The organism is Fusobacterium necrogenes (assembly GCF_900450765.1).
Taxonomy (GTDB): Bacteria; Fusobacteriota; Fusobacteriia; order Fusobacteriales; family Fusobacteriaceae; genus Fusobacterium_A; species Fusobacterium_A necrogenes.
Genome location: NZ_UGGU01000003.1, coordinates 505727 through 528085 on the forward strand (window position 1 = coordinate 505727; position 22359 = coordinate 528085).

Sequence of the window (22359 nt, forward strand, 5' to 3'; positions counted from 1 at the left end):
TACTGTATTATAATCTTAACTAAATTGATCAATATAGGAAGGTGGGGTAGCTGTGATAGAATTAATTAATGAAGATCCAAAAATATATAGAATATTTGTGCCTCTTCCACAAAATCCTTTGAAAAGTTTAAATTCTTATGTAGTGAGAACTGAAGAAGGAGACTTAGTGATAGACACAGGATTTAATAGAGAAGAGTGTTTAAAAGGACTAGAAGAGGGATTAGATGAGATAGGTGTAAATAGAGATAAGATGGTAATATTTTTTACACATTTACATTCAGATCATTGCGGATTAGCAAATAAATTATCTGGTGAAAATATAAAAATATATATGGGAAAGATAGATTATGAATATCTTAGAGGAAACTTAGAAGGGGATAATTGGGATAATATGAATAGGAGATTTATTCAAGAAGGATTTCCTCAAGAGATAGTTATTAGATTGAATGATACAAATCAAGCTAGAAGGTATGCTCCAGATAAATTATTTAAAGCTAATTTATTAGAAGATGGGGCTAAGTTTAAGCTAGGTAATATAGAATTTACAGCAATACTTACTCCAGGACATACACCTGGGCATATGTGTTTATATATTGCTGATAAAAAGATTTTATTCTCTGGTGACCATGTATTATTTGATATAACTCCAAATATAACTGCTTGGTTAAAGGTAGAGAATTCATTAAAAAATTATATGGAAAGTTTAAAGAAAATAAAAAATATAGAGGCAGTAATAGTTTTTCCTGCTCATAGAGAAAATAGTAAATCATTAAATGAAAGAGTAGATACTATTACTGAACATCATTTTATTAGACTAGATGAGATAAAAGAAATTATTAAAAAAACACCAAAGCTTACAGCGTATGAAATTGCTTCTAAAATGAAGTGGAATATGAGAGGAAAACCTTGGAGTGAATTTCCAGATAATCAAAAGTGGTTTGCTACGGGAGAAACTCTTTCTCATTTAGATTATCTTTATCTAGAAAAAAAATTAGATAAAATAAAGGATGAAGAAGTTTTTAGATATATAATAAAAGAGTGATGAAAATTTTAAGTAAAATAATAAAAATTGGAGGAAAATATCTCCTCCAATTTTTATTATTTATTTAACTTTGTAAATTCCTTCTAATTCAGTACTATTTAGTATATGCCCTTCCATTTCTTTATACAATTCATTTAAATAAAAACCACTTTCTAATTTTATTTCTTTATCAAGTGCATAAAGAACAAATTTGTAAGTATGATCTTTATCAGGAGGTGCTGGTCCTCCAAAGTGAGAAGCATCTGCTTTAGATAGTCCACCCATTGATGATACCCAACTATTAACTCCTTGAATTATATCTTTATTTGTTAAACTAGCATTTTCTTCAAGCTTATTATAGTTACCTGGAATAATTGCAATCCAGTGTATCCATGAAAATCCTGTTACAGGAACAGCATCATAATCTTCCATTACTAAAGCAAAGCTTTTTGTTCCTTTAGGTGCTTCTTTCCACTCTAATGGAAGTGAAAGAGATGGCATACCATTTATATTTTCTGAACCATATCTTCCATATTTTTCATTGATGAAACCATTTTCTATACCAGAACTAGTAAGTTCAAAACCAAAAGCTGATGCTCCTAAAAGAAGAGCTCCTGCTATTAAATTTTTTTTCATAAATAATTACCTCCTATGTTTTTTTTATAGGATATCATATTATTTTTCTTTTGTTAATAACTGACTATTTTGTAAGTATCCAATTCCAATTTCTTGAAACTTTGCTAATACAGGAATAAGACTCCAACCAAATTTTGTAAGTCTATATTCAGTGTGTTTGGGATAAACGTCAAATTCTATTTTTTCAAGCACTCCATAGTCTAAAAGTTCATTGATGTGCTGTATTAACATTTTCTCATTGCAATTTAGTATATCTTTTTTTAGATCTGTAAGTCGTTGATTTCCTAGTCTAGCTCTCCACACTATCATAGGGGACCATTTTCCCCTTAAGATATAAAAAATTGCTTCTAGTGGACAAGTTATTTCTCTCAAAATTTCCTCCTTAGAAAATAAGGAAGCAATTTTATGCTTCCTCAATTAACGTAATATCAAAAGTTTGTAAGCCATCATAAGTGTTATAATTAATAACATTTGTAATGAATGATTTTCCACCTTTTTCCCCCTTATAATTTTAATTTTTATTTAAACTTTTTTTATTAATTTTAAGTCAAAAGGATAAAAGCATTATTTTTATTATAGCATAAATATTTTTTTTATTAAATAGTTTTTTTATATCTCAGGTGATACTATGAAATTAAGATTGCTCATATTATTATTTATGATGAGTTTTATGAATTTTATAAGTTTTTCTAAAGCTGTTTATGAGTATCAAATTGTCGATAGAAATGGAGTTATTTATTTAAAACATGAAGAAATACCATTTACTGGAAAGGTAATGGAAAATAAAGATAGAAATTACTATCTTAATGGTAAACGTCATGGAAAATGTCTAAGTTTCTATCCTAGTGGACGATTAAAGACAATTGAAAACTGGAAAGAAGGAAGACTTTTTGGGAAATATGTTCTTTATCAGGAAAATGGTAAAAAAATTTTTGAGACTACATATTTTAATGGAAAAGATGATGGACAATATTTTCTTTTTCATGATAATGGAAAGTTACAAGTTCAAGGAAAATTTAAAAATGGAATACCTAAAGGGACTTGGAAATATTATAATAACAGTGGGAAATTAATAGGAAAAGCTGTTTATGCAGAAGATTAGTTCTATTTATATTTTGTGAAAGATTTTTTTAACTTTTTATAAGGGGGGGCTTCAAATGAAGCTAGTATTAAGTAAAATATTAAATACATCTGTACTTGTTTCTCCAAAGAAAGCATATCAATTGTATAAAATAATTGCAAAAAGAATAAAATTAAATAAGCCTATAAATATTGATTTTTATGGAATACAGGGTGTTACACTTGCATTTATGTATATAGTTTTTAGTAATGTAGCTAAAGACTGTGGAAAAAGTGCTAAAGAGCTGAGAAAACTTATATCTATATCAAATGTTTCTTGTAATTTAATGGAAGAGATGAAATATTTAAGGGATAATTATGAAAAACTGAGTCTTAAATTTTCTACTCTTGAATATGCTTATTGATATGCTATATTAAAGAAAGCTAAGGAATATAAATTTAGAAAGAGTAAATAGAGTGAGGTAGTAAAATCTTTATAAGGTTGAAACTTTAAATTAAGTTCAAGCTTAATATTTTATTACTTTGATTTCTATTTACTCTTTATTTTTTATAGTTATTATATGATTTATATTGAAACAAATAAATATTGTATTGCTTAAAGAGGAGAAATATGGTAAAGTATGTTTAAGTAATATAAGATATAATTGGAGGAAATGATGGAAAATTTAGTAAAAAAAGTTGCTGCTATTCATGATTTATCAGGTTATGGAAGAGCATCTCTAACAACTATAATTCCTATTTTATCAAATATGAAATTTCAAGTGTGTCCAGTACCAACAGCCATTTTATCAACACATACTGGAGGATATGAAGGTTATAGTTTTATAGATTTAACTGACTATATGCAAGAGCATATAGCACACTGGAAAAAACTAAATTTAAGATTTGATTGTATATATTCGGGTTTTTTAGGATCTGCAAAACAGATAGAAATAGTAGCAGATTTTATTGATTATTTTGGAAAAAAAGCAAAATTTACTGTTGTTGATCCTGTTATTGGAGATAATGGGAAACTATATAGTACTATGAATAATGAAATGGTCATAGGAATGAGAAAGCTTATAGGAAAATCTGATATAATTACACCTAACTTTACAGAGATGATGTATCTTTTAGGAAAAGAGTACAATGAAAATATAAAGATAGAGGATGTAAAAAAGTATTTAAGGGAACTGTCTGATATGGGACCTAGGATTGTTGTAGTTACAAGTGTTCCTGATATTCAAAGTACTGATTTAGATAAAAAAACAAGTGTTGTAGCTTATGATAGAGAAAATGATGTATTTTGGAAAGTGAGTTGTAAATATATACCAGCTTCATATCCTGGAACTGGAGATGCTTATACAAGTGTTCTTATAGGAAGTTTATTACAAGGTGATAGCTTACCTATGGGAATAGAAAGAGGAGTTCAATTTATAACTCAGTGTATTATGGCTAGTTATGGCTTTAAGTATCCTGATAAAGAAGGTGTACTCTTAGAGAAAATGTTAGATGTTTTAAGAGTACCAATGATAGCTACAAATTATGAAATGTTAAAGTAAAAGATTTTAGAAGAATGGGGGAAAAATTATATAAGGAGGGAATACTATGTTTTTAGATGATAATAGTTTAAGAGCACTTTTGCTTTCTTTTATAGCTGGAATGTCGACACTATTAGGTGCTTTTATAGTGTTTACAGTAAAAAAAAGAAGTGAAAGACTAGTAAGTGGAGCATTAGGATTTGCTGGAGGTATAATGATAAGTGTTTCATTTAGCGATTTATTACCTACAGGAAATGAACTTTTACAAAATTATGCTGGAGAAAAATTTGGATTAATATTAGGAACTTTTTTTCTTTTAATAGGAGTTTTAATTGCTGCAGGATTAGATAGATTTGTTCCACATGCAGAAGAGATAAGTGGAGAGCAATATAAGCATCAGAATCTCTTTAGAGTAGGCTTTGTTTCTACTTTAGCAATAGGACTACATAATTTTCCAGAAGGAATAGCAACTTTTATGGCTGGATATAGTGATATAGCATTAGGATTATCAATTACTGTAGCTATAGCTATGCATAATATACCAGAAGGGATATCTGTAGCAATCCCAATATATTATTCTACTGGAGATGTAAAAAAAGCATTTAAATATACCTTTTTATCTGGTATAGCTGAACCAGTAGGTGCGTTACTTGCATTTTTAATATTAAGACCATTTATAAATGACATAACATTAGGGGCAATATTTGCAATAATTTCTGGAATAATGTTATATATTGCCATTGAGGAGCTGATTCCTAGTTCAAGACAATATGGTTACATGAAAACATCTCTTGTATTTATTTTTTTAGGAATAGTATTGATGCCATTAACACATATTGTAGGTTAAATCAGTAATGGTTGTTATTTAAGTATTTTGAGGATAAAATTACTAAATTATATAAAAATTTAGTAATTTTGAAGAGTAAAAAAATATGATATAATAGGTGAGAAAATATAAACTAAAAGCTAGGTGAAAAAATGAAAAAAAAGATAGTAATTGTAACAGGATTAAGTGGAAGTGGAAAAACAACAGCTTTAAATATGCTCGAAGATATGGGATATTATACTGTAGATAATCTTCCTTGTGAGATAGGGCCTCTTTTTTTTAGCTCATCTATAGAGAAAATAGCATTGGGAATGGATATTCGTTCTTTTAAAAAAATAGATGAATTCAAAGATTTTTTAAATAAGTTGAAAACTACTCCAGATGTACTATCTTCAATTATATTTTTACAAGCATCTAAGGAAGTGATTTTAAATAGGTATAATCTTACAAGAAGAAAACATCCAGTAGAGGAAAAGACATTATTACAAAGTATAAGAAGAGAAAGAGAGATAATGGCTGGAATAAAAGAGATATCTACAGGGATAGTAGACACAAGTTTTGATAAGCCAAAAGAACTAACTGAAAAATTGAAAATCCTTTTATGTCTAGATATGGATATAAAAGATATTAATATCCATGTTCAATCTTTTGGATTCAAATATGGGATACCTATTGATGTAGATTTAGTTTATGATGTGAGATTTTTACCAAATCCATATTATATAGAAGAGTTAAAATCAAAGAGTGGATTAAATAAAGAGGTAGCTGATTATGTTATGAGCTTTAATATATCACAGGAATTTTTTAAAAAATTAATGGACATGTTTGATTTTTTAATTCCTCATTATATAAAAGAAGGAAAAAAGCATCTTACAATAGGTATAGGTTGTAGTGGAGGAAAACATCGCTCTGTAACTTTTGCAGAGTTAATAGCTAAAGAATTATCTGAAATAGAAAATCTTAATGTATATGTAAGTCATAGAGAGAAAGAGAGAGGAAATTGGTAAAAAGTTTTGATATAAAAAAGATAGATATTCCAGAAAATCCTGGAGTGTATTTAATGAAGAAAAATAGTAAAATTATCTATGTTGGAAAGGCTAAAAATTTAAAAAATAGAGTTCTGTCATATTTTAATAGAGAGCATGGTAATGAGAAAACAAAAGAGCTTGTAAAAAATATAGAAGATATAGAATTTATTATTTGTAATACTGAATTAGATGCACTGGTATTAGAAAATAATCTTATAAAGAAATATATACCAAAATATAATATCCTTTTAAAAGATGAAAAGACTTATCCTTATATTAGGATAAGTAAAGAGAAATTTCCTAATATAAAGATAATTAGAACAACGAAGACATTAGATACAAAAGCTGGGATTTATTTTGGACCATATCCTTTTGGTGCTTGGAATTTAAAGAAAACTTTAGTAAAAATATTTAAGATACGTGATTGTGAAAGAGATATGACTAAAGTTTATCCACGACCTTGTCTTAAATATTTTATGAAAACATGTCCAGGACCTTGTACTTATAAAGAAGGTTATTTAGAATATAATGAACAAGTAGAAAGAGCTAAAGCTTTATTGAAAGGAAAAGGAAAAGAGATAGTAGATTATCTTAAGTTGGATATGAAGACAGCTGCTGAAAATATGAGATTTGAAGATGCAATTATTTTAAGAGAGCAAATAAAAGAAGTTGAAAATGCAGTAGCTAATCAAATAATAGAGTATGGTAGAGATTTAGACGAAGATATATTTTTATTAAAAAAAGAAGCAGAAAGGGTATTTCTTTTTGTTCTTAATGTGAGAGATGGAAAGATAATAGGAAAGATATCTACAAATATAGATTTAAGAAATAAAATAGAAGGAAATTTAGAAGAAGATATCGTAAGAGCTTTTTATTCTACTCATCCAATTCCTAAAAGTATTGTTTTTCAGGAAAATATGGAACAAAAGTTGAATTTGGTAAAAGAAGTTTTACAAATACAAAAAGGTCAGAAGATAGAATTTTATTTCCCAAAAATAAAAAGTAGAAGAAAAGAGTTATTAGAAATGGGGGAGTTAAATTTACTAAAAGATATAGATAATTATTTTAAAAAGAAGTCTGTATTAGAAGAAGGTTTGTATAAAATATATTCAGAGTTATCTCTTAAGAGATATCCACGAAAAATAGAATGTTTTGATATCTCTAATATACAAGGAAAGGATGCAGTAGCCTCTATGAGCGTAGCTATAGAAGGAAAGGCGTCTAAAAAAAATTATAGAAAATTTAAAATAACTTGTAAGGATACACCAGATGACTTTGCAATGATGAGAGAGGTAATAACTAGAAGATATAGTAAGCTTCCAGAACATGAATTTCCAGATATAGTTTTAATAGATGGAGGTTTAGGACAAATAAATGCTGCAGGAGCAGTGTTTCGTGAAATAGGAAAAGAAGGTATTGCTGAATTACTAAGTTTAGCTAAAAGAGATGAAGAGATATACAAATATGGAGAATTAACACCCTATTCATTTCCCAAGGAGTGGGAAGCACTTAAGATTTTTCAAAGAGTAAGAGATGAGGCACATAGATTTGGAATAACTTATCATAGAAAATTAAGAAGTAAGAGGGTTATTTCTTCAGAATTAGATAGAGTAGAGGGAATTGGGAAAAAAAGAAAAGAACTACTTATAAAGGAATTTGGTTCTGTAAAAAAAATTTTACAGGAGGATATAGATTCTTTATCTAGATTTGTTCCTAAAAAAGTAGCAGAAAATATACTTATTACTTTGAAAGGAAAGAATCATAATTAGGAGGAAGGAATGAATAAAAAAATATTAGTTCTAGTAATTTTAGCGTTATTTATTACATCTTGTGGAAGTATAGTTGCTAGAAAAGATAGAAGTCAGATAGTAAAGTTTGAAAATACCAAAATAGTACCAGATAAATATAAGATAATTTTTTATAAAATTAATTATCCTGAGTCGCCTCAAGAAAAAGATTTATTTTATAAGGAATTTGATATTTTGACTTCTAAGATGCTGGTTTATAAAAAAGATATAAACTTAATTATTCCTCTTGAATTATATAAGGACTTATTAAATTTACAAAAAAGAGAAGTGCGAGAGAGTGAAAAAATTTACTTTAAGCAAGCTTATTTACTAACAGATGAAGAAAAAGAATTTTTAGATAAAAATATAGTTATAAAGACTCCTAATAATTCAGGTAGTGTTCAAAAATATTTGAATAAGCAAGTGTTTTATTGGTATAGTTATTTAGAAAGAGAATATTTATATAATCCTGATCAGTATTATACTGAACTAGATAAAGACAAAATTGTAGATGAGATATTTAAGAATAGAAAGTTTTTTTCTAATACGGCTTTAACATTAATGGATGATTTAGTGATAGAAGTAGGATTAGATCAATTAGAAAAAGCTAAGGATTTAATCTATCCATTATATATAGAAACTGATATTTTATCTCAAACAAAAATGGCTGAATTTAAGTCTAAAATTATAATAATAGATGGACGCATAGAGGATATGGTTATTCCTGGAAAAATACTTTTGATTAATAACTTAAATGTAAAAAATGTAAAAGACTATGAGATATCTACTGAAATTATAGATGTTATTGGGCCTTTAAACTTAATACCTAAACTTGAAGACAATAAAAGTTTAAAATTAAAAGATATTCAAAAATTTGATGTAAAACATGTACCTAACAGTGTTTTAAAAAAAGCTACTTTGAAAAAAGAGGACACAAAAAGAGAAACAGTTAATTTTGGTACTGTAGAGACTAAGTGGAGGATAGATTAATGATATATCTTATTTTTATACTTGTTATAGGATTGATGCTATACCATTCGAGAAAAAAAGAAGAAGAGATAACAGAAGCAATGATGACTATTTTAACAAGTATTAGAAATAAAAAACAAATTGAGGATGTTCCAGAGGTACTAAAGGAAGAGTATGAAGATACGATAAAAAATGTTATTAAACAAGATTTAGAATTAGAAAATTCTATTGGAGAATTGAGAGAATATAGAAAAGAGTTAGAGGAAACATATAACTCTTTGGTACAAAAATCTACACAGCTAGAATATAGTAATCAAATATTAGAAAGAAGGGTAGAAAATCTCTCAAATTTAAACTCTCTTTCTAGAGCTGTACTTTCAGTTTTAGACTTAGATAGTATTATAAACATAATATTAGATGCCTATTTTGTTTTGACTGGAGCTAAGAGATTGTCACTATACCTTTGGGAAGAAAGTGGTCTAATTAATAAAAAAACAAAAGGAGAATGTAATTTTAGGGAAAATCTTCTATTTTCTGAAGATGAGATGAGAGAATTTTCTAAAAAAGAGTATCAAGAAATATATAAAAAATTATCCAAAAAATTTAATTTAGCTGAAGATGAAATGATAGTTATATCACCACTTGTCGTAAAAGAAAAAGAGTTAGGAGTTATATTTGTTATAGAAGATAAAAATAAAATGATAGATCTCGATGAAGAAACAATGTCAGCATTAGTAATACAGGTATCTATTGCTATTAATAATGCTAAAATATATTCAGAGCTCCTTGTAAAAGAGAGAATATCAAATGAATTAGATGTAGCTTCCAGAATTCAAAAGAAAATACTTCCGGCTGATATAGATGAAATATTTGGATTAGAGATAGCACAATATTTCGAATCAGCTAAAGAAATTGGTGGAGATTACTATGACTATACTATTTTAGATAATGATATTTTTTCTATTACGATAGCAGATGTAAGTGGTAAGGGAGTACCAGCAGCCTTTTTGATGGCTTTAGGAAGATCAGTTTTAAAAACGTTGACATTAACAGGAGAATTTGCTCCTAACGAAAATTTGAATGAATTAAATAAGATAATATACTCAGATATAACGGAAGATATGTTTATAACTATGATACATAGTAAATATGATAAAAAAATGAGGAGACTTTATTATTCAAATGCAGGTCATAATCCACTTGTTGTATATAGAGCAGCAACAGATAAGATAGAGTTACATACTGTAAAAGGTGTGGCTATTGGATTTTTAAAGGAATATAAATATAAGCAAGGAGAGATTCAACTAGAAAAGGGAGATATAGTTATATTCTATACAGATGGGATTACTGAAGCGGAGAATAAGCATAAAGAAATGTTCGGTTTACAAAGATTACAAAAGGTAATTTATGAAAATAAAAATAAATCGCCAAAGGAATTGAGAGAGGTAATTCTTGAAGCTATAAATAAATTTAGGAAAGATTATGAGCAAACGGATGATTTAACATTTGTAATACTAAAGAGTAATGTTTAGTAGAAAGGAGAAAAAATGGATAGAGTAAGTATAGGAGGTCAAGCTGTAATAGAAGGAGTTATGATGAGAAGTCCAAGTTGTGTAGCTACAGCAGTAAGAAAGCCTTCAGGAGAAATAGTTTATAAAAAAACATTAATATCAAAAAAGAGAAGTAGATTAACAGAAATTCCATTTATAAGAGGTGCTGTAATGCTTTTTGACGCACTTGTAATGGGAATAAAGGAGTTAACTTTTTCAGCTAATGAAGCTGAAGAAAAAGAAGAAAAGCAAATTACTCAAAAGGAAGCTATTCTCACGACAGTAATTTCATTAGGATTAGGAATAGGGTTATTTATAGTATTACCTTCATTAATTGCAAGTTTTTTATTTTTAGACAATAAAATATATTCTAATCTTTTAGAAGCTGCCTTGAGGTTAATATTTTTTATTTTTTATATATGGATTATATCTTTTTCAAAGGATGTAAAAAGAGTATATGAATATCATGGAGCAGAGCATAAGTCTATATATGCATATGAAAATAGTATGGATTTGACACCAGAAAATGCTAAAAAATTTACAACTTTACATCCTAGATGTGGGACAAGTTTTTTACTTATTGTTATGTTAATAGCTATTATAGTTTTTTCAATAATAGATCTTATTTTTCCAACACCAATTACTGTGGTAGGACGAATTGTGATGAAAGTTGGACTTAGAGTTTTACTTATGCCACTTATAGCGGGAATATCTTATGAGATACAAAGATATAGTTCTAAGCATTTAGATAATTTGTGTATAAAAGCATTGGCTTTTCCAGGATTATCTTTACAAAAGATAACAACTAAGGAACCGGATTTAAAGCAGTTGGAAGTGGCTATTGTAGCAATTAAAGCTGCACTGGGAGAAAAAGTTGAAAATGCAAGAGAAATTCAAGGATAAGGTAAAGTTATAAATAAAAATTGCAAGTTTTGATCAATTATGATATAATGAGTCATATATATTAAAAGATTAGGGAGATTACTATGAGGATTAAAAATGAGATTGAGTATGTAATTAGAATACTACTTTATTTGACTAAGTATGGAGAAAATAGGATAGTTTCATCAAATGAAATTTCTGATGCGGAAAATATTCCACATCTATTTAGTCTTAGAATTTTGAAAAAATTGGAAAAGGCTGGACTTGTAAAGATATATAAGGGAGCTAGAGGGGGGTATCAATTAACTAAGCCTAGTGAAGAGATAACTCTAAGAGATGCTGTAGAAACAATAGAACCAGTTATTTGTATAAAAGATTGCTTAGGTAATCTTGAGGCTTGTAACTTAAGAAAGGGAGATTGCGCTGTACATAGAGCATTTAATGGAATTCAAAGAGAATTTATAAGGGCTCTAGAATCTCGTAATTTTAAAGAGTTAGCTGAAGAAACTTATCATGATGATTAAAAAAATTGTTATTTATAAATTATTTAATTAAAATAATATAAAGGAGTGTACCTATTGATAAAACTAGCACACTCCTTTTTATTTTTTATTATTTTATGCTAACTTTAGAACTTTTTCTTTAAAAGAGTCAGGAAGTTTTTTTACTTTACGATTAGAATAATCAAAACAAACTAAAAGTGTTGAGCCATTTATGACTTTTTCATTAGATTCGTTATAAATTTCATACTTTATATTAAAACTTAACTTACTAAACTCTATATTAACTATCTTAATACTAATAGTGTCATTTAAAAAAAGTTCTCTATTATATTCTACAAAAGCATTTTTTTGGATAACTCCATTTCCATCTCCTAAATCCATTTCACTTACTCCTAAAAACTCGAAGAAACGCATTCTAACCATTTGAAAAAAAAGTAAAGCTCTTTCATTTCCTACATGTCCGCCATAGTTAATATCATCTTTTTGAATTCTATAATTGAATACAAACATTATTCCTCCTAAATTTCATAGATTTTTTTTAATAATTAAATTATAATATAATTAGAATGAAAATAAAAGGAAAAATTATAAGATAGGGAGTGAGGTTATGATAAGGTATGGAATGGAAAGAGATTTTGAAAAAGCTAGAAAAATATGGCAGGAATGTTTTTTAGATTCCGAAAAAGAGGTAAAATTTTATTTCGATAATTTATATGATAGGCATAAGTATTTACTTTTAGAAGAGGATGATGAGATAAAAGCTTCACTCCATGAAAATCCATATAGAATCAATTTTAATGGAACTATTTTTGATTCTATTTATATAGTAGGTGTAGCGGTTTCACCTGAGTATAGAGGAAAAGGATATATGGATGATTTAATAAAGGAATCTCTTATTGAAAACAAAAAAAGAGAGATACCATTTATATTTTTATCTCCAATAAATCCAGAGATATATAGAAAGTATGGGTTTGAGTATGTGACTAGATTAAGTAGCTATTCTATGAGAATAGAGAGTATACCATATAATAAAGTGGAAAGAGCTTATGATATAAGAAGAATAGAGTTAAATAGTGAAGATGAAATTTATGAAGATTTAATAGAGGTATATGAAGATAAAATGAAAGATTTATCTTTATATATACAAAGAGATGAAAAATATTATAGAGATTGGGTGAAAGAGATAAAAAGTGATGGAGGAGATATTTTTTCTATTTATTTAGATAAAGAGATAAAAGGATATATTGCTTTTTACAGAAGAGAAAAAATAGAGATTAGAGAGATTTTTACTAAAGATAGAAGAGCATTAGAAAATTTATTGGCTTTGGTTAGAAGTTTCAAAGAGTATTATTCAGAAGTGGAAATAAAGAATATTGATGAAAGATCTTTAGAGTATTGCTTTATAAATCAAAAATCTTTTATAAAGAAAAAATTTCCATTTGCTATGGGCAGAATTTTGAACCCCATGGAAGTTTTTAAGATGCTTAATATTTATGATATTGATATGAGAATATTAGTAACTGATAGTATTATAATGGAAAATAACGGGATTTATAAGTTTAGTCAGGAAGGAGAATTAACTTATAGTGGAATAGGAGATTGGGATATTAAAATTGATATAGGAGATTTATCTTCATTAGTGTTTGGTCAATTGAGTATAGATGAATTAATTTTTCTTGAAAAATTAGAAGTAAAAAATAGAGAGGTAATAAAAAAGATAAAAGAGAAATCTATTTTTATATTGAAGAAGAATTATATTCAAGATTACCAATAAAATTTATTTTATATTTAAAAAGTACAAAAGCTGTCAAAATTCTCTGACAGCTTTTATATTAAATTAAGTAAATTAAACTTTTTAAAAGAAAGGATACTTGAATTATATATTAATTTATTAAAAAAGTCAAGAATATTTTTTACTTTTTTAATAAAGAAATTTTACTCAGTGGTAATTTAGGAACAAAATGATGATTATTACTATCTCTTGAATAGATTAGATTATTATCTATAGCCTCTATAATACTTACAGTGTCTTTAGATTCTCCAAGTGAAATAAGCATATGGGAGATATAATTTTTAGGAAGTTCTATTAATTTTTCTATTTCAGGTTTATTATAAGAACCAATTATACATCCACCATATCCAAGCTCATTGGCTATGAGTAAAATATTTTGAGAAGCAATTCCCATATCAAAATAAAGATTTTTCTCTGAAATATCAGTCAATGGATTTTCACTACAAATTAGAATGTAGGCAGTAGGAGCTTCTTCAATAGTTGGATTCCAAGATATTGCCCCTGCAAATTTAACCATTGGAAATATTTTTTCACAAAGCTCGTTACTATTAATTAAAACATATCTAAGCTTTTGTGAATTCTTAGTAGATGCAGCATATCTTGTTGCTTCTAACATTTTTTCTAATTCTTCCATAGATATTTTCTTTTTAGTAAAGCTTCTGTGTGAACGAATTTTTTTTAAAATGTCAATCATCATAATTAATTACCTCCATTTAAGATTAAGTCTCTATATTCCTTAACTGAAAGCTTGGTTTTAGGAAGATTTTTACTACTTAATTTTCCAGCTAATTCTCTTCCAAATATTCTAGAGTTTTTTGAGTTTATATGGGTTATGGCAATAGCCAAAGCATCAGCAGCATCATCTGGTTTAGGAATTTCAGGAAGTCCTAAAATTCTTTGAACCATAAGTTGAATCTGTTTTTTCTCAGCTTTTCCATAGCCTGTAATTCCTGTTTTTACTTGGAGAGGAGTATAATGATTTATTGCAAGATTATGTTGTCTTCCACATAATACTATAACACCTCTAGCTTGTCCTACTGATATTACAGTTTTATTATTTTTAAAATAGAATAACTCTTCGATTGCCATTTCATTAGGAGAATATTTTTTTATTATCTCGGTAAGTTCTGAATAAATTTTACAAAGTCTATCCTCCATAGGTATATTTTTATCAGTATAGATACAACCATAATCTATAACATTAAATTTATTATTTTCAAAATCTAAAATAGAAAAACCTACAATAGCAGTTCCAGGATCAATACCTAATATTCTCATATTTTCTACTCCTCAGTTATAAAGTTATTTTTTAAAATTAAAATTTGTTTGTCTGAGTGCTTCATATAAAATTATAGCAGCAGAGTTTGAAAGGTTTAATGAACGTCCCATATCTATCATAGGGATAGTGATACAACTTTCTTGATGAGCATTTAAAATCTCTTCTGGGATTCCTCTAGATTCAGGTCCAAACATTACAAAGTCATCTTCTTTAAACTCTATATCAGAATATTTTTGTTTTGTCTTTGTAGTAGCATAGAAGATTCTTGCCCCTTTGTTAGCTTCTATAAATTCCTCATATGATTCCCATATCACTAAATCTACTAAATGCCAATAATCTAGTCCAGCTCTTTTCAGTTGCTTTTCGTCTAAAGAAAATCCAAGTGGTTTAATAAGATGTAATCTTGTATTTGTAAGAACTGATGTTCTGCCAATATTTCCTGTATTATAAGGTATTTCAGGATTTAATAAGACTATATTCAAAGTGATTCCTCCTTAAAAATTTATACATACAATTATAGCACAGATTTAAAAAATTATCAGTAATATTTTGACAACTTGGGATAGGTAAAGTATAATATAAATGTTGATGTAAAAGAGAGACATTAGGAGGAACGAATGAACATACAAACTTTTTATTTGGGAAGTTTAATGACGCATTGTTATCTAGTATGGAATGAGAATAGAGAGGCTTATCTTTTTGACTGTGGAGGTGAGAATATAGGAAGAGTTGAAACTTTTTTAAAAACTCATGAGCTTACACTTAAGTATATGGTACTTACACATGGACATGGAGATCACATAGGGGGATTAAATAGAATCAAAGAGATCTTTCCAGATGTAACTGTGTATATAGGAAAAGAGGAAGAAAAGTTTTTGACTGAGCCAGAATTAAACCTTATGAGGTATATGAATGGAAAAGATTTTATCTATGACGGAGACTATATAACTATAAAAGAGGGAGATATGGTAGGAGAGTTTGAAGTTTTAGATACACCAGGACATACTATAGGTTCAAAATGCTTTTATAATGTCAAAGAAAAGATGTTAATTTCTGGAGATACTATGTTTAAAAGAAGTTTTGGAAGATATGATTTACCTACGAGTGATGGAGAGATGCTGTTTAATAGTTTGAGAAAATTGTGTACTTTACCAGAGGATACAAAAGTGTATAGCGGACACAGTGAGCCAACTACTATAGGGGAAGAAAGAGCATTTTTAACAATGCAAGGAATGATATAGGAAGGTGATAATATGGAAAAAATATATGATGTAATAATTGTAGGAGGAGGACCAGCAGGATTAAGTGCTGCTTTATATACAGGGAGATCAAGGCTATCTACATTGGTAGTAGAAAGAGCTGGTATGGGAAGCCTATACATGGCTCATAAGGTAGATAATTACCCAGGATTTCCAGAAGGAATAACAGGGGACGAGTTAAATTTACGTATGAAAGAGCAAGCTAAGAGATTTGGAGCCGAATTTGTAGAGGGGACACTTCTAGGATTTGATCCATATGAGGAGATAAAGATAGTAAAAACTGATGCTGGGAACTTTAAAACTAAAAATATAATAGTAGCTACTGGATCAGGAAAGAATTTTGGTAAAAAGCTCAAAGGAGAGAAAGAGTTCTTAGGTAAAGGAGTATCTTACTGTGCAACTTGTGATGGAGCTTTTACTAAGTCTATGACTGTATCTTTAGTAGGGCAAGGAGAAGAGTTAGCTGAAGAGGCATTGTTTTTAACAAAGTTTTCTAAACTTATAAGAGTTATGGTAACTGAGGATGAATTTAAATGTAGTAAAGAGAGTTATGAAGCTCTTGCTTCTTCTGAGAAGGTAGAAATAATTACAGGTGTAAAGCTTTTAGAGATAAAAGGTAAAGAGTATGTTGAAGAATTAGTTGTAATGGAAAAAGAAGAAGAAAAAGTTTATAAGTCTGATTTTGTATTCTTATATCTTGGAACGAAAAGTAATGCTGAGATGTATGGTGAATTTGCAAAATTAGATAAAAATGGAAATATAATAACTTCTGCAGATTTGAAAATGAATGTAGAAGGAATGTATGCAGCTGGAGATATTAGAAGTGGGGCTGTAAAACAAGTGACTGTATCAGTTGCTGATGGGACAATAGCTGCTTTAGAAGTTATAAAAAGAGCATTGAAGAAGTAAAAATAAAAAAGGAAATAGATATTTTTTCTCGTAAATATAAATATATTACATTTTGATTTTGCTACTCAAAGGAGTTGATTAATTATGAGAAAAATTTTTGTATTAGATACTAATATCCTTATTCATGATCCTAAATGTATATATAATTTTAGAGGAAATGATGTAATACTTCCTATCTATGTGGTAGAAGAGATTGATAAATTAAAAAGAAGTCAAAGTACTGCTATTCAAGCTAGGATGGCTTCAAGAGTATTAGATGAGATAAGAAGTAAGGGAAGCTTATCTAAAGGGGTTGAACTCCCAAATGATATTTTTTTCAAAGTAGAAATAAAAAATGATAGGAGTTTACTTCCAGAGAATTTAGATAGGGATATAGTAGATAATAATATTATCTCTGCAACTTTAGGAATAAAAAAAGATAATCCTGATAAAAGAGTAATAATAGTAAGTAAGGATATTAATATGAGAGTAAAAGCTGATTCACTTGGTCTAGAGGTAGAGGACTATAATACAGACAGGGTTGAATACAGTGATTTACATGATGGATTTTTTGAAGTTGATGTGGATAAAAGACTTTATAATAAATTTGATAAGGATGGAAAAATTGAGTTTACTGCTCTAAAAAGAGATGATATTTTACCAACTCCAAATTGTTTTTTTAAATTAAAATATAAAGATAATATCATGTGTGGTAGATATATAGAGGGAAAAATTAAAAAGTTTTTACTTGGTGATGTGCAAGCCTGGGGACTTAGAGCTAGAAATGATGAGCAGAGATTTGCTATGGAGTTACTTATGGATGAGAGTGTCAAAGTAGTTACATTAGTAGGTGGAGCTGGAACTGGAAAAACGCTTTTAGCTATTGCTACTGCTCTTGAACTTGTAGTAGAAAGAAAAAGATATAAAAAGATTTTAATTGCTAGACCTATTATTCCAATGGGAAAAGACTTAGGATATCTTCCAGGTACTGAAAAAGAAAAACTAAGACCTTGGATGCAACCTATTTTTGATAATATAGAATTTTTAAGTGAAGCTAAAGATGATAAGACAGGTGAAAAAGTGGTAGAAGGATTAGAAGCTATGGGAATGATGAAAATAGAACCACTTACATACATAAGAGGAAGAAGTATTCCTAAAGGTCTTATTATCATAGATGAAGCTCAAAATCTTAGCCCTTTGGAGATAAAAACAATTGTGACAAGAGCTGGTCAAGAGACTAAAATAATATTTACTGGCGATCCTCAGCAAATAGATAATCCATATTTAGATGCGAATACAAATGGTCTGACTTATATGGCCGATAGATTAAAATTTGAAAAAATTGTAGGGCATATAACTTTAAAAAAAGGTGAAAGATCAGATATAGCAGAGATAGCTGCTAAGTTATTATAGATGAATTTTAATAGAGAGCTTTGGCTCTCTATTTTTTTAGAAAAATTTGTAGGTCACTAAAAATGTTGAGACCCCCTTAACGAAAACATTGAGACCCTATCAATGTAAATTGTGAATAGAATAATACAAGTATATTAATATAAAATTACTATATATTACACAAATTTGATTAAATAGAAAAAGCTACTCAATTATATAATTGAATAGCTTGGGAAAAGGTAGTTTTGGTTTTGAGAGACTGACTACCTTTTTTTATTTTTTGGAAAAGTACGCCTTTTGATGAAAAAGCGTACTTTCTTTTACTCGTGAATAACCTATTTTACCCTTTTTTTAAGCATATGTCAAGGAGATTAAGTTTATTAATTAGAATTTTTTTTAAAAAAGTACTAATTTTAGAGTTATTTTTTGATGAAAAATACGCCTTTTCATCAAAAGAAGAACTCGAATGAGGAGGAATTTTAAAAGTGTCTAACTATATAGTCCAATTTCCTTTGAAAGTGGAAAAATATCAAGAGGATATCTTAGAGAAAAGATTTAGGATAGGTAGAGATATATATAATTCACTTTTAGGAAAAATGTTAAAAAAATATGGTGAGATGATAAAAAGAAAAGAGTACAGAGAACTACTATATGAAATAGCTAATAGCGAAGGAAAGAAAGTCCTTTACAAGAAATTAGAAGAGATTAGGAAAGAAAATGGCTTTAATGAGTATTCTTTTCACAAAGAAGTAAAGAATATGCAGAAATTTTTTAAAAAGAATATAGATTCATTTACTGCTCAAAAGATAGCTTCACAAGTGTGGAGAGCTTTTGAAAAAATGATGTATGGAAGTGGACAGAAGGTTCATTTTAAACAGGAAGATGATTTCAAATCCTTAGAGGGAAAATCTAATGGAACAGGGATTAGATATATAGATGGATACATTGATTGGAAAGGTCTTAAGTTAAAAGTTCTAATTGATAAGGAAAACTACTATGAAAAAGAAGCGCTTAAGAGTGAGATAGCTTATTGTCGTATTATGAGAAAAAATATTCGAGGGAAACTCAAATACTATACACAGTTAGTTTTTAAAGGTATTCCACCTAGAGAGATAGATAAGAAAACTGGAGAGTATAGAAATAGAGTTGGAAGTGGTGAGATTAGATTAAAGATAGGGAAAGAATATCTCATCTATGAAAAAGATGGAAAAGTAAAAGAGGTTGAATTAGCAGATAAGATATATCTACTAGAGCTTAGAAGAAAAGAGCTAATAGAGAAGATAAATAGAAGAAAAAAAGAGGGATTATCAACACTCAGTGTAAGACATAGAAAGCTAGTAGAGGAATTAAAGGAGATATATAGAAAGCAAAGTGAGGTGAGAAAGTACCAACATGAGTGCTTAAGTAACGAGATATTAAAACTTGGGGATAAGGTAGAGATAGAAGAGTTAGAGAGTGTACAAGAAGAAATTTACTCTAAGGGTAAAGAAAAAAGAGTAAAGATAACTAGGAGTGGGAAAAGAGGAAATAGAGCTCCTAGAATGTTGGTTGAAATTTTAAATAGAAAACTAAAAAATAGGTTTTGATGCGAACCTAACTAGTAATAGTGAAAACTTCAAATGAAAGAGATTGGGCTATCACTCTTTAGAGAGGAATGGAAATTCTTGAGTAGTGAGGAGTAAGAAGTGTCAGTACTTTTCATTTGTTAAATAATATTAAAAAAATAAATTGGAGAGAATTTTTATGAAAAGACAAGTAGCAAAAGTTGTAATGATAATAATGCAGTTCATTTTCTACTTTGTAGTTAATGAATTATTTAAAGTGCCAGATAGGATAATGTACAATACATTTTTCATTTATCTGGCTTTAAATTTGACTAAAAATATGTATTCCTTTAAAACTATTCTAATATGGGAAGAGTTGAGAAAGCTTTTATTAGTTCATATAGAATATTTAATAATTATGCTAATCAATGACTTGGCTTTTTGGGGAGTAAAGTATATCCCTGTTCATCTTTTTGTAGGACTTACTTTTACGTTTTTTAATATTTTTATAATTAGCTTTATAAGGAAAGTGTTTAGAAAAAAACTTGAGAAGAGTTTATTAATAATCGGGATAGGAAATACTGCTAATCAGATAACAAGGATAATAAAAGATAATAATACCTTTACTATGTATAAACTATTGGGATATATCTCAGCTAATAATATAGAAGGGGTAAATCAAGAGGTTCATGTGGAAAAAGACAAAGTAATAGGTACTTATGAGGATTTGGATAAAATCCTAGATAAGAATAAAGTAAATGAGGTACTTATAGCCTTACCACTAGCAAATAACGAGCAGATGGAAGAGATAATTAATAAGCTAGATGGTAGGGTAGATAAGATTAAGTTTATTCCAAGACTAAATGGCACATATACACTTAACTCAACAGTAGAGGACTATGATGGAATGATGGTGCTATCTACTTATAACGGAATGAATAAGAAAAGATACAAAATACTAAAAAGATGTTTTGATATCATTGCTGGTAGTATAGGTTGTGTAGTATTAGGCCTACTTTATTTAATCTTTGCCCCTAAGATAAAAAAAGATGGTGGGAAAGCAATATTTACCCAAAATAGAATTGGTAAAGATGTAAAAACATTTAAGATGTATAAATTTAGAAGTATGTATGTAGATGCAGAGGAGAGATTACAAGAACTATTAGAAAAAGATGAGAAGATAAGAGAAGAGTTCTATAGAACCTTTAAATTGAAAGATGACCCAAGAATTACAAAGGTAGGAGAGTTTTTAAGAAAAACTTCATTAGATGAGTTTCCACAGTTTTTGAATGTAATAAAAGGAGAGATGTCCTTTGTAGGACCTAGACCAGTAGTACAAAAGGAAGTAGATATGTACTATGGGAAAGAAAATGCTAGAAAGATATTTATGGTAAAACCAGGGATAACAGGAATGTGGCAAGCTAATGGAAGGTCAGATGTAGAGGACTATGATTCAAGAATAGGTTTAGATTTATATTACATACGTAACTGGTCACTATGGCTAGATGTGATAATAACAATTAAGACAATAAAGAATGTTATATATAGAAAGGGTGCGTATTGATGGAAAAAATTTCTATAATAGTACCAATTTATAATGGAGAGAAGTATTTAGAAAAATTAGTTTCAAAGATAAAAGAACAAGAGATTAATAAAAAAATAGAATTGATAGCTTTGGTAACAAAATCAAAAGATACTAGTCTAAAAAAAGCTAAAGAGCTATTTGATATTGTTTTAGAGATAGAAAAATTTAATCATGCTAAAACAAGACATGAGGGAGCATTAAAGTCATCAGGGGGCATTTTAGTCTTTATAACTCAAGATATATTACCTTATGATAATCAATGGTTAAAAAATTTGATTGAACCATTAAATGAAAAGATAATAGCTTCTTTTTCAAGACAGATAGCATATGAAGAACATTCTAATATTGAAAAAATAATTAGAGAATTTAACTATCCTAATAAAGATAGAATTTGTAATAAAGAAATGAAAGAAAAAAATGGAAGAAAAAATATTTTCTATAGTGATGCCTCATCAGCTATTATAAAAGAAAAATTTTTTGAATTAGGTGGATATAATTTTGAAGTTCCTACAAATGAAGATGTATATTTAGCTAATAAGATAGTAGAAAATGGATATAGTTTCTTGTACGCTTCTCAAAGTAGAATTTGGCATTCACACCAACTATCTTTAAAAGATACTTATAAAAGATATAAAGATATAGGAAAATTTGAGAAATTATATAAAAATGAAATTGATTTTTCTAAAACACAAAGTGAAGGAAATAAAGTATTACTTTTTTTAATAAAAGAGTTATTAAAAAGAAAAAATATAAAAGAATTAATCTATCTTCCTTTTGATATAGGAGCTAGATGGATAGGATATAAAATGGAGGATTAA

At 28.2% G+C, this 22359-nt stretch carries 24 protein-coding genes; 18 read left to right on the plus strand and 6 right to left on the minus strand.

Annotated elements, in window-relative coordinates; all coding sequences use genetic code 11:
• Positions 1 to 52 precede the first annotated feature (52 nt).
• Entirely contained in the window at positions 53 to 1042 is a 990-nt protein-coding gene (locus DYA59_RS02730; protein WP_115269126.1) for an MBL fold metallo-hydrolase, read from the plus strand.
• A 60-nt stretch (positions 1043 to 1102) separates the two neighbouring features.
• Here DYA59_RS02730 and DYA59_RS02735 read toward each other — a convergent pair whose 3' ends face one another.
• Positions 1103 to 1657, minus strand: coding sequence for a YbhB/YbcL family Raf kinase inhibitor-like protein (locus tag DYA59_RS02735; protein ID WP_115269128.1), 555 nt, complete (start codon positions 1655 to 1657; stop codon positions 1103 to 1105).
• Between the two features lie 39 nt (positions 1658 to 1696).
• A complete protein-coding gene (locus DYA59_RS02740; protein WP_115269130.1) occupies positions 1697 to 2029 on the minus strand; it encodes a winged helix-turn-helix transcriptional regulator in 333 nt (110 codons plus the stop codon).
• A gap of 256 nt (positions 2030 to 2285) precedes the next feature.
• Here DYA59_RS02740 and DYA59_RS02745 point away from each other — a divergent pair, with 256 nt between their 5' ends.
• The 10 genes from DYA59_RS02745 to DYA59_RS02790 all read left to right on the plus strand — a co-directional run bounded on the left by DYA59_RS02745 (position 2286) and on the right by DYA59_RS02790 (position 11823).
• Positions 2286 to 2759 carry a toxin-antitoxin system YwqK family antitoxin gene (locus DYA59_RS02745; protein ID WP_115269132.1) on the plus strand — a complete coding sequence of 158 codons (474 nt, stop codon included), beginning with the start codon at positions 2286 to 2288 and terminating at the stop codon, positions 2757 to 2759.
• 55 nt (positions 2760 to 2814) lie between these two features.
• Positions 2815 to 3141, plus strand: coding sequence for an STAS-like domain-containing protein (locus DYA59_RS02750; RefSeq protein ID WP_115269134.1), 327 nt, complete (start codon positions 2815 to 2817; stop codon positions 3139 to 3141).
• A gap of 252 nt (positions 3142 to 3393) precedes the next feature.
• Positions 3394 to 4278, plus strand: coding sequence for a pyridoxamine kinase (locus DYA59_RS02755; RefSeq protein WP_115269136.1), 885 nt, complete (start codon positions 3394 to 3396; stop codon positions 4276 to 4278).
• 46 nt (positions 4279 to 4324) lie between these two features.
• Positions 4325 to 5104 carry a zinc transporter ZupT gene (gene zupT, locus DYA59_RS02760; protein ID WP_115269138.1) on the plus strand — a complete coding sequence of 260 codons (780 nt, stop codon included), beginning with the start codon at positions 4325 to 4327 and terminating at the stop codon, positions 5102 to 5104.
• 131 nt (positions 5105 to 5235) lie between these two features.
• The gene (gene rapZ, locus DYA59_RS02765) at positions 5236 to 6090 is read left to right on the plus strand and encodes an RNase adapter RapZ (RefSeq protein ID WP_115269140.1); all 855 of its coding nucleotides are present in this window, start codon (positions 5236 to 5238) and stop codon (positions 6088 to 6090) included.
• On the plus strand, positions 6084 to 7880 hold the full coding sequence (gene uvrC / locus DYA59_RS02770) for an excinuclease ABC subunit UvrC (RefSeq protein WP_115269142.1): 1797 nt from the start codon (positions 6084 to 6086) through the stop codon (positions 7878 to 7880). The genes rapZ and uvrC overlap by 7 nt, the downstream gene beginning before the upstream one ends.
• A 9-nt stretch (positions 7881 to 7889) precedes the next feature.
• Positions 7890 to 8888 carry a hypothetical protein gene (locus DYA59_RS02775; protein WP_115269144.1) on the plus strand — a complete coding sequence of 333 codons (999 nt, stop codon included), beginning with the start codon at positions 7890 to 7892 and terminating at the stop codon, positions 8886 to 8888.
• Entirely contained in the window at positions 8888 to 10399 is a 1512-nt protein-coding gene (locus DYA59_RS02780) for a PP2C family protein-serine/threonine phosphatase (RefSeq protein WP_115269146.1), read from the plus strand. Before DYA59_RS02775 ends, DYA59_RS02780 begins: the two co-directional genes overlap by 1 nt.
• Positions 10400 to 10414: 15 nt before the next feature.
• On the plus strand, positions 10415 to 11320 hold the full coding sequence (locus DYA59_RS02785) for a DUF1385 domain-containing protein (protein ID WP_115269148.1): 906 nt from the start codon (positions 10415 to 10417) through the stop codon (positions 11318 to 11320).
• A gap of 83 nt (positions 11321 to 11403) precedes the next feature.
• Positions 11404 to 11823, plus strand: a complete 420-nt coding sequence (locus tag DYA59_RS02790) for an RrF2 family transcriptional regulator (RefSeq protein ID WP_115269150.1) — start codon at positions 11404 to 11406, stop codon at positions 11821 to 11823.
• A gap of 93 nt (positions 11824 to 11916) precedes the next feature.
• On the opposite strand, the gene DYA59_RS02795 is transcribed toward DYA59_RS02790, so the two are convergent.
• On the minus strand, positions 11917 to 12312 hold the full coding sequence (locus DYA59_RS02795; RefSeq protein WP_115269152.1) for an acyl-CoA thioesterase: 396 nt from the start codon (positions 12310 to 12312) through the stop codon (positions 11917 to 11919).
• A 97-nt stretch (positions 12313 to 12409) separates the two neighbouring features.
• Between DYA59_RS02795 and DYA59_RS02800 the strand changes: the two genes are divergently transcribed.
• Positions 12410 to 13576, plus strand: a complete 1167-nt coding sequence (locus DYA59_RS02800) for a GNAT family N-acetyltransferase (protein WP_115269154.1) — start codon at positions 12410 to 12412, stop codon at positions 13574 to 13576.
• A gap of 139 nt (positions 13577 to 13715) precedes the next feature.
• On the opposite strand, the gene DYA59_RS02805 is transcribed toward DYA59_RS02800, so the two are convergent.
• From DYA59_RS02805 to DYA59_RS02815, 3 genes are read right to left on the minus strand one after another with little or no spacing between them, the layout of a single operon-like run.
• Positions 13716 to 14291, minus strand: a complete 576-nt coding sequence (locus DYA59_RS02805) for a nitroreductase family protein (protein ID WP_115269156.1) — start codon at positions 14289 to 14291, stop codon at positions 13716 to 13718.
• A 2-nt stretch (positions 14292 to 14293) separates the two neighbouring features.
• Positions 14294 to 14872: a crossover junction endodeoxyribonuclease RuvC gene (gene ruvC, locus DYA59_RS02810; protein ID WP_115269158.1), complete on the minus strand. Its 579-nt coding sequence runs from the start codon at positions 14870 to 14872 to the stop codon at positions 14294 to 14296.
• Between the two features lie 24 nt (positions 14873 to 14896).
• A complete protein-coding gene (locus DYA59_RS02815; protein WP_115269160.1) occupies positions 14897 to 15355 on the minus strand; it encodes a tRNA (cytidine(34)-2'-O)-methyltransferase in 459 nt (152 codons plus the stop codon).
• 135 nt (positions 15356 to 15490) lie between these two features.
• Between DYA59_RS02815 and DYA59_RS02820 the strand changes: the two genes are divergently transcribed.
• The 6 genes from DYA59_RS02820 to DYA59_RS02845 all read left to right on the plus strand — a co-directional run bounded on the left by DYA59_RS02820 (position 15491) and on the right by DYA59_RS02845 (position 22359).
• Positions 15491 to 16114, plus strand: a complete 624-nt coding sequence (locus DYA59_RS02820; RefSeq protein ID WP_115269162.1) for an MBL fold metallo-hydrolase — start codon at positions 15491 to 15493, stop codon at positions 16112 to 16114.
• A gap of 12 nt (positions 16115 to 16126) precedes the next feature.
• A complete protein-coding gene (locus tag DYA59_RS02825) occupies positions 16127 to 17041 on the plus strand; it encodes an NAD(P)/FAD-dependent oxidoreductase (protein ID WP_115269164.1) in 915 nt (304 codons plus the stop codon).
• A gap of 84 nt (positions 17042 to 17125) precedes the next feature.
• Positions 17126 to 18433: a PhoH family protein gene (locus DYA59_RS02830; RefSeq protein ID WP_115269166.1), complete on the plus strand. Its 1308-nt coding sequence runs from the start codon at positions 17126 to 17128 to the stop codon at positions 18431 to 18433.
• Positions 18434 to 18897: 464 nt separating this feature from the next.
• Complete coding sequence (locus DYA59_RS02835; RefSeq protein ID WP_115269168.1) at positions 18898 to 19998, plus strand: transposase; 1101 nt, start codon at positions 18898 to 18900, stop codon at positions 19996 to 19998.
• A 157-nt stretch (positions 19999 to 20155) separates the two neighbouring features.
• The gene (locus DYA59_RS02840; protein WP_115269170.1) at positions 20156 to 21520 is read left to right on the plus strand and encodes a sugar transferase; all 1365 of its coding nucleotides are present in this window, start codon (positions 20156 to 20158) and stop codon (positions 21518 to 21520) included.
• The gene (locus DYA59_RS02845) at positions 21520 to 22359 is read left to right on the plus strand and encodes a glycosyltransferase (RefSeq protein ID WP_115269172.1); all 840 of its coding nucleotides are present in this window, start codon (positions 21520 to 21522) and stop codon (positions 22357 to 22359) included. Before DYA59_RS02840 ends, DYA59_RS02845 begins: the two co-directional genes overlap by 1 nt.